Annotated in this window: 11 protein-coding genes; 2 read left to right on the forward strand and 9 right to left on the reverse strand. The window is 45.7% G+C overall.

The annotated features are described in order from the left end of the window. Positions 1-72: 72 nt before the first annotated feature. From carB to pyrR, 5 genes are all read right to left on the reverse strand, one after another. Positions 73-3,300 (reverse strand): carbamoyl-phosphate synthase large subunit, encoded by a 3,228-nt coding sequence (gene carB / locus MHH52_RS22030; RefSeq protein ID WP_340004460.1) that lies wholly within the window; start codon positions 3,298-3,300, stop codon positions 73-75. 1 nt (position 3,301) lies between these two features. Continuing rightward, on the reverse strand, positions 3,302-4,480 hold the full coding sequence (gene carA / locus MHH52_RS22035) for a glutamine-hydrolyzing carbamoyl-phosphate synthase small subunit (RefSeq protein ID WP_340009766.1): 1,179 nt from the start codon (positions 4,478-4,480) through the stop codon (positions 3,302-3,304). Between the two features lie 118 nt (positions 4,481-4,598). Next, positions 4,599-5,882, reverse strand: a complete 1,284-nt coding sequence (locus MHH52_RS22040; protein ID WP_340004461.1) for a dihydroorotase — start codon at positions 5,880-5,882, stop codon at positions 4,599-4,601. A 109-nt stretch (positions 5,883-5,991) separates the two neighbouring features. Continuing rightward, entirely contained in the window at positions 5,992-6,897 is a 906-nt protein-coding gene (locus MHH52_RS22045; protein ID WP_340004462.1) for an aspartate carbamoyltransferase catalytic subunit, read from the reverse strand. A 4-nt stretch (positions 6,898-6,901) separates the two neighbouring features. Next, the gene (pyrR, locus tag MHH52_RS22050; protein ID WP_060622064.1) at positions 6,902-7,465 is read right to left on the reverse strand and encodes a bifunctional pyr operon transcriptional regulator/uracil phosphoribosyltransferase PyrR; all 564 of its coding nucleotides are present in this window, start codon (positions 7,463-7,465) and stop codon (positions 6,902-6,904) included. A 753-nt stretch (positions 7,466-8,218) separates the two neighbouring features. Here pyrR and MHH52_RS22055 point away from each other — a divergent pair. Then, positions 8,219-9,427, forward strand: a complete 1,209-nt coding sequence (locus MHH52_RS22055; protein WP_340004463.1) for an IS4 family transposase — start codon at positions 8,219-8,221, stop codon at positions 9,425-9,427. A gap of 329 nt (positions 9,428-9,756) precedes the next feature. Here MHH52_RS22055 and MHH52_RS22060 read toward each other — a convergent pair whose 3' ends face one another. The 3 genes from MHH52_RS22060 to lspA form a co-directional block, all read right to left on the reverse strand. Continuing rightward, complete coding sequence (locus tag MHH52_RS22060; protein ID WP_313639293.1) at positions 9,757-11,010, reverse strand: LL-diaminopimelate aminotransferase; 1,254 nt, start codon at positions 11,008-11,010, stop codon at positions 9,757-9,759. Between the two features lie 289 nt (positions 11,011-11,299). Then, positions 11,300-12,271, reverse strand: a complete 972-nt coding sequence (locus MHH52_RS22065) for an RluA family pseudouridine synthase (protein ID WP_340004464.1) — start codon at positions 12,269-12,271, stop codon at positions 11,300-11,302. Continuing rightward, positions 12,264-12,776, reverse strand: a complete 513-nt coding sequence (gene lspA / locus MHH52_RS22070) for a signal peptidase II (RefSeq protein ID WP_340009768.1) — start codon at positions 12,774-12,776, stop codon at positions 12,264-12,266. The genes MHH52_RS22065 and lspA overlap by 8 nt, the downstream gene beginning before the upstream one ends. Before the next feature lie 247 nt (positions 12,777-13,023). On the opposite strand from lspA, the gene MHH52_RS22075 reads away from it, so the two are divergent. Further along, positions 13,024-13,749 carry a TraR/DksA C4-type zinc finger protein gene (locus tag MHH52_RS22075; RefSeq protein WP_340004465.1) on the forward strand — a complete coding sequence of 242 codons (726 nt, stop codon included), beginning with the start codon at positions 13,024-13,026 and terminating at the stop codon, positions 13,747-13,749. Positions 13,750-13,995: 246 nt separating this feature from the next. Here MHH52_RS22075 and MHH52_RS22080 read toward each other — a convergent pair whose 3' ends face one another. Next, positions 13,996-14,292 carry a DUF5665 domain-containing protein gene (locus MHH52_RS22080; RefSeq protein WP_313639320.1) on the reverse strand — a complete coding sequence of 99 codons (297 nt, stop codon included), beginning with the start codon at positions 14,290-14,292 and terminating at the stop codon, positions 13,996-13,998. Between the last annotated feature and the right edge of the window lie 130 nt (positions 14,293-14,422).

Below are 14,422 nucleotides of genomic sequence, written 5' to 3' on the forward strand. Positions count from 1 at the left end.
TTTATTTATTAGACCCTAGGCATAGCGGAACGGTCTGCGTAAACGCAAACCGCCCTATGCATCTTTATGAGATTAGTTCAATTGTCCGACAAAAGCAGGCATGGACTGTGACGAGAAGTTGATCGTCTGCAGCATTCTGAGCAAAGCCGTCACTGTATCAAGTGAAGTCATACATACGACGCCATTCTCAACCGCTTCACGGCGGATACGGAATCCGTCACGTTCTGGCGTTTTACCTTTAGTCAGTGTATTAAAGACGAAGTTAGCTTGCCCACCACGAATCAAGTCGAGAATGTTTGGCGCACCTTCATCCAGCTTGTTTACATTCATTACGTTGAGGCCTGCTTCTTCAAGCGCTTGTGCCGTGCCTCCAGTAGCAATGATTTTGTAACCCATGGAGTGGAAGCCTTTCATAAGTTCTACAGCTTCTGCTTTATCTTTATCTGCCACCGTAACGATGATAGCGCCTGTAGCTGGAATTTTCATCCCTGCTCCGATCAGACCTTTGTATAAAGCTTTTGCGTACAATTTATCACGGCCCATAACTTCACCGGTCGATTTCATTTCAGGTCCGAGTGTAGGTTCTACTCTGCGCAGTTTGGCAAAAGAGAACACTGGCACTTTAACCGAAACATAATCGCTTTCTGGCCACAAACCTTCTGTATAACCGTCATCCTTCAGTTTGCTGCCAAGAATGATTTTGGTTGCCAAATGCGCCATTGGAATTCCTGTCACCTTGCTCAGGAAAGGAACCGTACGCGAGGAGCGTGGATTTACTTCGATTACGTATACTTCATTCTGGTAGATAACAAACTGGATGTTTACCAGTCCAATTGTCTTCAGTTCCTTGGCAATCTTGATAGTGATTTCAGCGATTTTCGCTTTCAGTCCTTCATCCAGATATTGCGGAGGATATACAGCGATGGAGTCACCGGAGTGAACACCTGCGCGCTCGACATGTTCCATAATGCCCGGAATAACTACTGTCTCACCATCACAAATCGCGTCTACCTCAACCTCTTTACCCAGCATGTAACGGTCAATCAATACCGGATGCTCTGGATTCACTTTTACCGCTTCTACCATGTAGCTGAGCAGTTCCGTATCGTTATATACAATTTCCATTGCACGTCCGCCTAGTACGTAGGAAGGACGAACCAGTACCGGATATCCAAGGGATTGTGCAGTTTCTACGGCTTGGTTCACGTCTGTAACCGTCTTACCTTTCGGTTGAGCGATATCAAGACGTGCCAGCAAAGCTTCGAATTTCTTACGGTTCTCAGCTTCATCAATGCTGTCAAGGCTAGTTCCGAGAATCTTCACACCAGCAGCACTTAGTGGTGCCGCAAGGTTGATCGCTGTCTGACCACCGAATTGAACGATAACCCCAATCGGATTCTCTTGCGCAATTACGTTCATGACATCTTCGAAGAATAGGGGTTCAAAATACAACCGATCAGAAGTATTGAAGTCTGTAGACACAGTCTCTGGGTTATTGTTAATGATAACCGCTTCATATCCAGCCTTCTGAATAGCCCATACCGCATGCACTGTGGAGTAATCGAACTCAATCCCTTGACCGATCCGGATTGGACCAGATCCCAGCACGATAACCTTTTGCTTATCAGAATGAATGACCTCATTCTCAGTCTCATAAGTAGAGTAGTAGTAAGGTGTAGAAGCTTCGAACTCAGCTGCACAGGTATCTACCATTTTGAACACAGGCGTTAATCCTTGCTCCAAACGTAGCGCGCGCACATCAGCTTCTTTGGTATATTTGCCGTCCGCTTGTCCTTCTGCACGAATTTCAGCAATTGCACGGTCTGTAAAGCCTTTGCGTTTCGCTTGATATAGAGTTTCCGCAGACAAAGTTTCTTCGCCGCGAATAACATCTTCAAAGTTAATCAAACCTTCAATTTTGGAGAGGAACCACCAGTCCACGTTCGTGATATCCTGGATCTCTTGCAAACCGTAACCACGACGGAAAGCTTCAGCTATCAGGAACAGACGCTCATCGTCAGGCTTCGCAAGACGTTCACGCAACACGCTCTCTTCCAGTGTCTCAGCACCTGGCAGACGGAAACGATGAACACCGATTTCCAAGGAACGAATCGCTTTATGAATCGACTCTTCAAAAGTACGGCCGATTGCCATCACTTCGCCTGTCGCTTTCATCTGCGTACCAAGCTTACGGTTCGCATGAATGAACTTGTCGAACGGCCAGCGTGGAATTTTACTTACAATATAGTCAAGTGTAGGTTCGAAGCATGCATAGGTCTGTCCGGTAACCGGATTGACGATTTCATCCAGCGTGTAACCCATCGCGATTTTGGCAGCCATTTTGGCAATTGGATATCCAGTTGCTTTGGAAGCCAAAGCCGAGGAACGGCTAACACGCGGGTTTACTTCGATTACATAGTATTGATAACTTTGTGGATCAAGTGCGAACTGTACGTTACATCCACCCTCAATATTCAGGGCGCGAATGATTTTGAGCGAAGCAGTACGCAGCATTTGATATTCGCGATCTGACAACGTCTGGCTAGGTGCTACAACAATACTGTCACCTGTATGTACGCCTACAGGATCAAAGTTTTCCATGTTGCAGACAACGATACAGTTGTCATTGGCATCACGCATAACCTCGTATTCAACTTCCTTCATGCCGGCAATACTCTTTTCAACCAGACATTGTCCGATTGGGCTATAACGAATACCTGCTTTGACTGTTTCACGCAGTTCTTCTTCGTTGTCGCAGATCCCGCCGCCTGTACCGCCAAGTGTATAGGCTGGACGTACAATCAGAGGGAAACCAATTTCCTCAGCGAATTTCATTGCTTCATCTACAGTGGTGATAATACTGCTATCAGGTACAGGTTGATCCAATTCACGCATTAGATCACGGAACAAATCGCGATCTTCTGCTTTCTCGATGGAATCAAGCTGTGTACCGAGAAGCTTAACATTCTCTTGCTCAAGTACACCTGCACGAGCCAATTCTACAGCCATATTGAGGCCGGTCTGACCGCCCAGTGTTGGGAGCAATCCATCTGGACGCTCCTGGCGAATAATAGCAGTCACGAATTCAAGCGTAATAGGCTCGATGTATACTTTATCTGCAATATTGGTATCTGTCATAATCGTTGCTGGGTTACTGTTAATCAGTACGACTTCCACGCCTTCTTCTTTAAGGGCTTGGCAAGCCTGAGTTCCTGCGTAGTCAAACTCCGCTGCTTGACCAATGACGATCGGTCCGGAACCGATCACTAGAATTTTTTTAAGCTTATCGTTCTTTGGCATGTTATAGAGCTCCTTTCACGGCTTCAAGCTGTAAGTTAGTTTTTGGCACCGTGATTCTGGCGTTTGCCGCAAGTTGTGCCTGACGTGAAACAACAGGTGTCTTTGCTTTATAATCTGCAATCATTTGCAGGAAGCGATCGAACAAGTAGCTGCTGTCATGTGGTCCTGGCGCCGCTTCTGGATGATATTGCACCGAAAATGCTGGGTAACGAGTATGTTTAATTCCTTCAACAGTCTTATCATTATTATTAATGTGAGTAACTTCTAGTTCAGTGTTCTTCACAGATTCCTCATTCACGGTATAACCATGGTTCTGGGAAGTGATGAAGCAGCGTCCGCTTTCCAGTTCCTTCACAGGGTGATTCCCTCCGCGGTGACCGAATTTCAGCTTCTCTGTATCTGCTCCACAAGCCAGTGCAAACAACTGATGACCTAGGCAGATTCCGAAGATCGGATATTCGCCAAGCAATTCAGAAATCGTCTTGACAGCGTGAGGCACATCTTTCGGGTCCCCAGGGCCATTGGAAAGTAGGATACCATCTGGGTTCAGACGGCGAACTTCTTCCGCTTTAACATCATGTGGCACAACAACAACATCACAACCACGGTCGTTAAGCTCTCGTAGGATACCAGCTTTTGCACCATAATCTACAAGCACAATTCTTTCTTTGTTGCCTGGGCTGCTGTACGAACTTGCAGTTGATGTACGAGCTACCTGATTGCGCAATTCCTCAATCGTCGTATTTCCCATCATTTCCATCAGTTCCTCTACACGTTTGTTAGAGGTCGTCAGGATTGCTTTCATTGTTCCGTAGTGGCGAATAATCCGAGTCAACATCCGGGTATCAATCTCGCTGATCCCTGGAATATCGTATTCTTTTAGCAGATCGTCCACACTATATTCAGCACGCCAGTTACTAGGTACTTCTTCATGACGACGCACTACAAAACCGTGTACGAAAGGTCGAACAGATTCAAAGTCATCCCGAGTAATCCCGTAGTTCCCGATCAATGGGTAAGTCATTGTAACGATTTGTCCGCAATATGAAGGGTCAGACAGCACCTCTTGATATCCTGTAATTCCTGTATTAAAAACAACCTCGCCTGTCTTTTCACCCTCAGCGCCAAATGCGGTACCTGTAAATAAAGTTCCGTCTTGCAGCAGCAATCTCGCCTGCATCCCATTCCACTCCTTCATGTTTCTGTAGTCTAATGCTTATGCCTTACAAGCCTTCCGGAGTGAACGTGTACACAATCGCTGCATCCGTAAAGATCAGCAACTCCGCCCCACCAGTCTGCTAGTTTTTCTCAGTCCATACGGCTTTGCCGTCTACCCATGTCATTACTGGCCAGCCCTTAAGCTTCCAACCACCAAAAGGAGTATTCCGTCCTTTACTTGCAAAAGAACCTGGGTCTACTTCTTTTTCTTGCTCCAGATCAATCAGCGTCAAATCTGCAGGAGCTCCGATATCCATCACACCGGTGTTCAGTCTGAATACCCGTGCAGGATCAGCAGTCATTCTTTGTACTAGTAAGGATAAATCCCATTTCCCGGTTGCTACAAACGCTGTGTATAGTAGAGGGAAAGCTGTTTCGAATCCAACGATACCAAAAGGTGCAAGTTGCATGCCTTTAGCCTTCTCTTCCTCACTATGTGGCGCGTGATCCGTAACAATCATATCTAGTGTGCCGTCAAGCAGACCTTCGATACACGCCTCAACATCGCGGCGGGAGCGTAGCGGCGGGTTCATTTTCCAATTCGCATCAAGGCCTGGAATATCTTCTTCAGAGAGCAGTAAGTGATGCGGACACACCTCAGCAGTTACTTTAATACCGATCTCTCTCGCTTGGCGAATCAGTCGCACCGATTGTTCAGTACTTACATGGCATACATGGTAATGAACGCCTGTCGCTTCAGCCAGCAAAATATCGCGTCCAACATGGATGGCTTCCGACTCATTTGGAATTCCTTTCAGGCCATGCTTTCTTGCGAACTCACCTTCGGCTACACAGCAGCCTTCAACCAGTGAATTATCCTCGCAGTGAGCGATGACTGGCATATCCAGTGCTGCGGCGATGTTCATTGCATCTTTCATCATTTGAGCACTTTGCACGCCCACGCCGTCGTCGGTATAACCAATAGCTCCAGCTTCTTTAAGCGCCGCAAAATCAGTCAGCTCACGTCCGAGCTCATTTTTAGTAATGGCCGCATAAGGAAGTACTTTAACTAGTCCTGCTTCACGCGCTTTGTCTTTCACAAATTGTACGATTTCCGGAGTATCTGTTACCGGGCGAGTATTAGGCATACAAGCGATGGTTGTAAATCCGCCTTTGGCAGCCGAGCGACTTCCGGTTTCCACTGTTTCCTTGTGTTCAAATCCCGGTTCGCGTAAGTGCACATGCATATCAATGAGTCCCGGAATGAGCAGCTTGCCTTCAGCATCAATGATCTCTCCAGCTTCTGGTGCAGCTTCATTTCCATCGATTAAGGCCGAGATAACACCTTCTTCAAGTACAATATGTTTCCGCTCTAACAAGCCTTCCTTATTCAATACGCTGGCGTTTCTAATAATCACTGTCATGATTCTACCTTTACCCTCAGATCCCGGCTGCGGGCCCTCTCATTATTATATAATAAAAATTCATATTTGTGTATATTTATTAGTCTCTATACATCATCATTCTTTAACTTTAAAGTAAAGCTCTTTCGAGAACTGCCATCCGAACCGGCACCCCATTAGACATTTGCGGGAAAATCCTTGATTGACTGCACTCTACAACTGCATCATCAATCTCGACATTCCGGTTAACCGGAGCTGGATGCATAATGATTGTATCTTTTGCGAGCTTAGCTGCGCGTTCTTCCGTTAAACCGTACTGTCTACGGTAATCTGCCGCGGAAAGTACGATACCAGAAGCATGGCGTTCCAGCTGCACACGAAGCATCATGACCACATCTGCTTTAAGAGCTTCCTCTATGGTTACATAAGGTGCGTATTCCATAAGCTCAGGAGCCTTCATATTCTCCGGTGCGCAGAATTGCACTTTAGCCCCCAGCTTTGTAAGCCCCCACAGATTGGAGCGTGCTACCCGGCTATGCATGATGTCCCCGATAATAGAAACCGTGAGGCCCTTTAATTCTCCAAACGTTTTTGTCATGGTGTAAAGATCTAGCAGTGCTTGCGTTGGATGTTCATTGTTGCCGTCGCCTGCATTAATAAGCGGTATGGACACCTTCTCAGCTAACTGCTGCAGCACACCTGCAGGCTTCAAACGCACAACTCCGGCATCGATCCCCATCGATTCCAGTGTGCGTACTGTATCGTAGATCGACTCCCCTTTTTCTACACTAGAAGCTGCAGCCGTAAAATTAAGTACTTGTGCACCCAGTCGTTTCTCTGCCATTTCAAAAGAGAAGCGTGTGCGTGTGCTATTCTCAAAGAACATGTTAGAAATAAAATGCGAGTTTAAAATGGGAGTTAGCTTCTCACTTTGATTGTCCCAGTATGCTGTTCTGTTCAGCAGCCCAGTGATTTCCGACCGATCAAGCTCTTTTATTCCCAGCAGACTACGTTCCTTTACCTTGGTAAGTGTCATGATGTTATCGTTCCTCCCGGTTTGAAATAATGTAGACCTCATCTTTGCCGTCGTATTCCTTCAGCGCCACTTCAATCTGCTCATGCTTTGAGGTAGGTACATTCTTACCGATGTAGTCTGGCCGGATCGGCAGCTCGCGGTGTCCACGGTCAGCCAATACTGCCAGTTGAATCATTCGTGGGCGTCCGCAATCCATCAAAGCGTCCATTGCCGCGCGGATGGTTCGTCCGGTGTAAAGCACATCGTCGAACAAAATAACCTTCTTATCATGGATGCCATCACTGCCGGAAGTAATAATGACGTTACTCTTCACTACCGCTTCACTGCCTTCTACTTCACGGTCATCCCGGTAATGCGTAATGTCGAGTTCGCCGTAAGGAATCTCGACGCCTTCAATCTCCTTGATGCGCTCAGCGATGCGCTGTGCCAGGTATACGCCTCGTGTCCGGATGCCGACCAGCAGACAGTTCTCAATCCCTTTGTTCTTCTCCAAAATCTCATGAGCAATACGGGATAATGCCCGGCGGATCGCCGTTTCGTCCATAATCACATTTTTCTCAGTAACCATAATCTTGTCACCCTCCACTTGTTCGCCTGTTCAAGTTCCTGGAAATCAAAAAACTCCTTGCCTATAACAGGCAAGGAGTGAAATCCGCAGATGAAGAAGATGATGGCCGCGCGCATAAAAAGACAGTCCGGTGTATACACACGGATACCCTTCTAAGAGTCGCGAACCTCGATTCACGTTACCTTGCCAGCCTCACAGGACTGAATTAAAGGCGCTATTCATTTAACCAGAATTATGACAGAACAAACCCTGCATGTCAACTTTATCTGCCTAAACTGCAGCACATTCGAAGCCCGCTTCGATTAACAACAAGAGGAAGCGGTAATGCTGGATATTTCTTATATTTCCTTATTTCCCACACCCATCCTGTAGACTCCTATAATTTACATTTTGAATTTTTCGATCTGGATTAACTTCCCAGCTCACTTCTGCTGAGAAAGCTATTCAGGGATTGCGTGGATAGAGGGTATTATAGGGAAAACCTCCCAATAATTAGGTCATAGTAGTCATTATGATCAGGTTATGCGGAATTCCTCCCTATAAATTAAAGGATTTCCTTTGAATACGACCAAATAAGCCGAAATAGAGGGAACAATTCCACTAGCCTTGCATTAAACCTAACATGAAAAATCATTTTTGCATAAATTACTTTATTTTCAATATATTGATGTAATTTTACTGGTTAAACCCAAAAAAACCCCTAAAGTAGAAGGATAGGCATTTTACCCATTCCACCTACAAAAGGAGCAACCAATGGGTACTATACCAAATCAATCTGTCATTTGTAAATGCCTTGATTTACTTCCGCTTTCCGACGAAGCGTTTCCGCTGTTTAATCATCGACGTAGATTGACGTTGGTCAAGGCCGTGAAACTACTTGTCGAAGCCCAACTCAACCAACGAGCAGACCTCGACGAAATTAGCCAGGCCTTACGAGCGAACCGAGAACTTCAGCAAGCAGTAGGTCTAAAATCGATTAGTCCTTCTCAAGTGGTGCGTACACTGGACAATCTACCGCTCGAGGTGTTGCAGCGCGTGTGGCTCCTGCTTACGCAGCAAGTCGCACAGATGTATCCTGAACAAGGCGTTACCGGTCTGGGTAAACTTCATCTCATTGATTCTACGAGTCTGTCTCTCCCTGAACTCGCTGGGAAGTGGGCCTATTGTTCCAAGCATAGTAACGGGGTCAAGGTTCATTTGAAGCTTGTGATTGCAGATAGCGATACGGTGTACCCGACCCAAGTCATTTGCTCGACGCTCGGGGTCGCCGACTCTGAAGTGGCCTTGGATTTAGTCGTCGACAAAGATGCCATTCATGTCTTGGATCGTGGGTATAGGGTGTACCGTTTGTATGAAACTTGGCTGGAGCAAGGTCTGCGGTTTGTCGCACGCATCCAGCAGAACAGCAGAACCCTCGTTCTTCATGAGCGTGAGGTCGCCCCCCATACCCCCGTGTTGCGGGATGCCGATGTGCTTGTGAGTTACAAAAATGCGGAAAAACAACTCGTCGAGGTTCAGCTGCGTTTAGTGGAATATACTGACGAAAAAGGGCGTCAATATCGGGTTATAACCAATGTGTGGGACAAAACGGCCGAGCAGATTAGTGAAATCTATCACCACCGGTGGCTAATTGAGATCTTCTTCAAGTGGATGAAGCAGCATGTTAGCTTGATCCACCTGTATAGTTCACGAGAAAAAGCGGTGTGGAATCAGATCTTTTTAGCACTGATTGGATATGCATTGGTTCTTCTGCTTCGCAATGAGACGGACGCAGCGCAGTCCCCGTGGTCTTTTTTGAAGCTTTTACGGTGCTACATGTGCCAGGCATGGAACCGATTTCTACAAGAACTCCAGCGAAAACCAGAGAAGTTCTCAAAGGGAAGGCAGAAAAAAGGAAAGACAGGTCGTCCCCAAACGAAGCCGAAGAAATATAAGACGGTAAAGAAGTACGCCAACCAGTAAAACAGGCAAACAAATACATTAATTGGTAAAATGATCCTAGGTTTATATGGTGTTCAACCTTTTTTCTTGATGAGGAAGAGAGTGATTGTAAATATTTTTTATAATAAAAATATAAATCCATATTTGCCAAACAACCCCTTCATGTGTCAGGTTCTGTGCAATGCTAGTGGAACAATTCCCTATATTCTAGCGGATTGAAGCTAAAGCACAGAATTAGAGGGAGGAATTCCCTATCTTACAGTAGATCTATTCCACAATAGATCTAGCCTATACGTAAAGAAAAGCTGCCCTAGGTTTCCCATGGGGCAGCTTCAATTTCAAACCAATTCTTAAAATTCAAATTCCACATCGCTTAGACGTCTTTGGATTTCAGAGATTACACGTCTTTCTTCCTCTTCACCTTTAGCAATAAAGGTAACAGAGAAACGTACAAACGGACCTGCATCATCCCAAGGCACGGTGGAGATTAGCTTCTCACGAATCAGGAATTGGGAGAAATCCTCACCAGATTCAAAACGACGACCGCCTTTGACACCCTTCGGTGCAGCAACATAAAGGAAGAAGGAACCCTTTGGTTTCTCAGCTTTAAAGCCTAGACTATTCAGTGCATCAACCAGCAGATTGTGACGACGTGAATACTTGGCAGCAATCGCTTCAGTAATCTCTGGATGAGCAAGGCCATAGGCCGCAGCTTTTTGAATCGCGATAAATTGACCGGAATCGTTATTATCCTTCACATCACTGAATGCTTTAACAACTAACGGATTCCCGGCAACAAAGCCGATTCTCCAACCTGTCATATTGTAGGACTTGGAAAGGGAATGTAGTTCCACGCCAACATCCTTAGCACCCGGCACAGAGAGGAAGCTAAGAGGCTTCAACCCATCATAAGTCAGGGCAGCATATGGTGCGTCATGAATGACAACAACATCGTATTTTTTAGCCCATGCAACTACCTCAGCAAAAAACTCAGGAGTCGCACTAGCGCCCGTTGGATTGTTTGGATAGTTCAAATAAAGAAGTTTAGCTTTATGAGCAACCTCTTCAGGAATTTCGTTCAGATCTGGAAGGAAGTTATTCTCCTTCTTCAGCTCCACTGTAAATACTTGTCCACCCAAGTATTTAGTATGTGTACCTAGCACTGGATAACCTGGCACCGTCATGATCGTGATATCACCAGGATTGATGAAGCAAGAAGGCAACATCGCTAGCGCAGGCTTAGATCCGATAGAGTGAACTACCTCCGTAACTGGATCGATGCCTTCAACACGGAATACTTCCCGCAAATATTCAGCAGCAGCTGTCTTAAACTCAGCAATTCCGTTATCCGCATAACCACGGTTCTCTTCCTTAGCTGCTTCTTCAGCAAGCTTAGCGACGATACCTGCATCTGCCATCTCATCTGGCTCGCCTACGCCCATATCGATCAGTTCAATATCAGGAAAATCCTGTTTTGCGGATGCTTTGGCACGTTTGATTTTCTCGAATTTATAAATCGAGGTATCTTTGCCGTAATTCGCACCGCCGATGCGGTCTGCAAAATTAGTCTGAATGAAGCTATCTTGGTATTGTTCGATACTCATATTGTCATCTCATCTCCTGGCTATCTATTCTAATTAAGACATCCCCACAAAGTGGGGCTTTGCTTCGATGCTTACTCAGGTACTTTGCGGGGTCCCCAAATATTTACATCTGATTCATTTAGAAGAAACGGCTTCGCCGTCCCTTGGATGGCGTATGTTTCTAGAGATCCGTTTCTGTGATAAAAATAAGGATAAAGAATAAGGTATAACCCTCTCTTTATCCTTATGTTATTAAATATGATGGAAAGCCGTGTTCAATACCATAGACTAATTATCACTTCATTTGTACTTATCTGCTGCGCAATGTGAACAGAACTTCTTCCATGTCCTCCGGAATTAGCACACTAAATTCTTTATATTCACCCGTAGAAGGATGTATAAATCCAAGCACTGCTGCATGCAATGCCTGTCCATTCATAGTCGTTCCTTTGCTACGTCCATAAATCGGATCGCCAACAAGCGGATGACCAATGAATTTCATATGCACTCTAATCTGATGCGTACGGCCGGTCTCAAGCTGCAGCTCCAGCAGTGTACAGTCACCGAAACGTTCCATCACTGTAAAATGGGTCACAGATTTCTTGCTGTTCTTTTCCGTAACAGTATACAGCTTACGATCATGTGGATCTCTACCGATCGGAGCATCAACCGTTCCTTTATCATGCGATAAATTGCCGTGTACGACTGCTATATAGCGGCGTGTTACACTGTGCTCTTTAAGCTGTGCTGCGAGCGACGCGTGACTGGCATCATTCTTAGCCACCATAATAAGACCAGAGGTATCCTTATCAATACGGTGTACAATACCTGGACGAATCTCACCGTTAATACCGGATAGATCCTTGCAGTGATACATCAGTGCATTCACCAAGGTGCCTGACGGATGCCCAGCTGCTGGGTGCACAACCATACCACGTGGCTTATTAATCACAATGACATCGCTGTCCTCATAGACAACTTCAAGGGGGATATTCTCCGGGATCAAATCCGTCACTTCTGCTTCAGGAACGACAACGGAAACTACATCGCCTTCCGAGAGCTTATAGTTGGCTTTCACTGGTGCACCATTAACCGTAACATGACCACCGCTGATCCATAACTGTACCTGAGAACGGGAAACATCCTCTTCCCAAGATTCCGTAATATATTTATCGATTCGCTCCCGCGCATTCTCCGCCGAAACGGTCCATTCCGTGACGTCCCTCTCTTCTTCGCTCGTAGATGCCGCTTGGTGATTGACGTCTTTGTTCAAATCATTCATTCCCTTCTTTTACTTCCTTTGCTTCTTTTACTTCTTTGATTTCCGTGATTTCTTCACCGTTCTTAAGATCGCGGAATGAATCCAGAAGAATCAGCCCAACCCCAATGACGATACAAGAATCCGCTACGTTAAAAATTGGGAAGCTATAGCTTCCAAAATTAAACAGAAGGAAATCGACGACCTCACCACTAATCATCCGGTCCAGGAAGTTACCAATCGCTCCACCCAGAACAAGCCCAAGGGCAACAGACAACATCTTCTGCGAATGTCTAGTCTTGTTCAAGTACCAAACGATGCCTGCAACCACTACAACCGTAACTAAAAAGAAGAACCATTGCTGCCCTTGTAGAATCCCAAAAGCAGCCCCGCGATTACGATGAGAGGTAATCAGGAAAAAATTTCCGATAACCGGAATCTGTTCCCCAATCTCCAGACGTGTGGCAATGAGATATTTCGTTCCCTGATCCACCAAAAATACAATAAGAGCAATCAAATAGTACACCACAGAAGTTGTCACTCCGTTCTTATTTTTCCCGCTAAATGCGGTACGAATACTGTTATAAGACTTGTATATTGTAGCACAGCCCTTAGAAGATCGTCTATTGCGTGACATCACTCGGGCGCTTATTCTTGGGGACTATTTTCCATCGCTAAAATAAGTCCTCTCAGGTCAACCTAACAAAGAACCATCCGATGCAAATCGGTAAGTCGAAGGGATTCTTAAAAAAGGTACAGAAAGGAGCTTACTCATCATGACGCACCTGACAGTACAGCAGCTCTCAGAGCTGCGCGCTCGATTAGAAAAAGATCGTGATACTATTCAGCAAAGGCTTCAGAATAATGAGCATTATGGATTACAGGAATCCATGCGGGATGGCACTGGAGAGCTCTCTGAGAATGACAACCACCCAGGGGATGCAGCCACTGATCTGTTTAACCGCTCCATGGACATTTCATTATTAGAACGGGACGAGCATGAGCTGGATGATATTGAAGCTGCTCTCTCCGCTATGGATGAAGGCACATATGGAATATGTAAGGCGAGCGGTAAACCGATTCCCTTTGAGCGTTTATCCGCCATTCCCTCCACGCTTTACTGTAAGGAGCATGCCCCACGTCAAAATGCGCCTTTTACTCGGCCGGTAGAAGAAGAATTTTTGTCTCCTCCATTTGGGCGTACTAGTCTCGATGAGCGAGATGATCAAAACGGTTTTGACGGTGAGGATGCCTGGCAGATTGTAGAAAGCTATGGCAACTCCGATTCCCCCGCCATGGCGGAGGGCAGCAATATTGACTCTTATAATGATATGGAGATCGAAGCTGATGAGCTGGAAGGCTGCGTGGAGCCTTGGGAGAACTTTATCGCTACTGATATTACAGGCAACCATTTAATTGTAGTTCAGGGACGTAGCTATGAGCGTTATAAGGATAGCGGTGAGGGAAGTTACATGCTTGATCCGCTCGAAGGCGAGGAGTAAAAGCATTTTCCCCACAAGAACCATTAGACGGCGTGCTGTTCCATTTTCATGGTGGAATGGCCCGCTGTTTTTTGTTTTTTTCTGTGCTACCTCATTTTGTTAAGAAAATGTACAGCAGATTAAAAAAGGAAAGGTACGGACTCAACAGAAACGTAGAAGCCCAAGGTTGGGTAAATCCGCCAAAGAAAATAGAACGAACCCTACTCTCTCCAACAAATCAAGTAAAGACGGCTTCGCCTTAAAGACTTATTTGAATTCCAGTTGACGCTGTACAATTCGCACAATATCCGCAATATAATCTCCGATGATCGGTAGATTAAGCGCTCCAAGCCACTGAAGGACATAAATGATCGTCGCCGCAAAAAAAGTAAAGCCCAACGCGATCCCCACTCCACGAGCCGCTCCATATAAGATATTTCGCCAAATTAGATTCCAAGGTGAATATAATAGCTCCGTATACTGATAAATTCGTGATTTCTCTAATATATGGGCCCATTCAAAGGTTAATCGATACATCGTATTCATTTTTTCTTCCAGTGGAATATCTTCTGGATTACGATGATCTGCTGTTAAACGCTCAGGGTTTGCCTCAGGAATAACCTTTTTCTCCGCTCCCTTGTCTGGGCTGTTCTTGTTGCCGGATGTCTTGATGGAGATTCTGTTCTTCTGATCC

This window comes from Paenibacillus sp. FSL K6-0276 (genome assembly GCF_037977235.1).
GTDB lineage: Bacteria > Bacillota > Bacilli > Paenibacillales > Paenibacillaceae > Paenibacillus_AQ.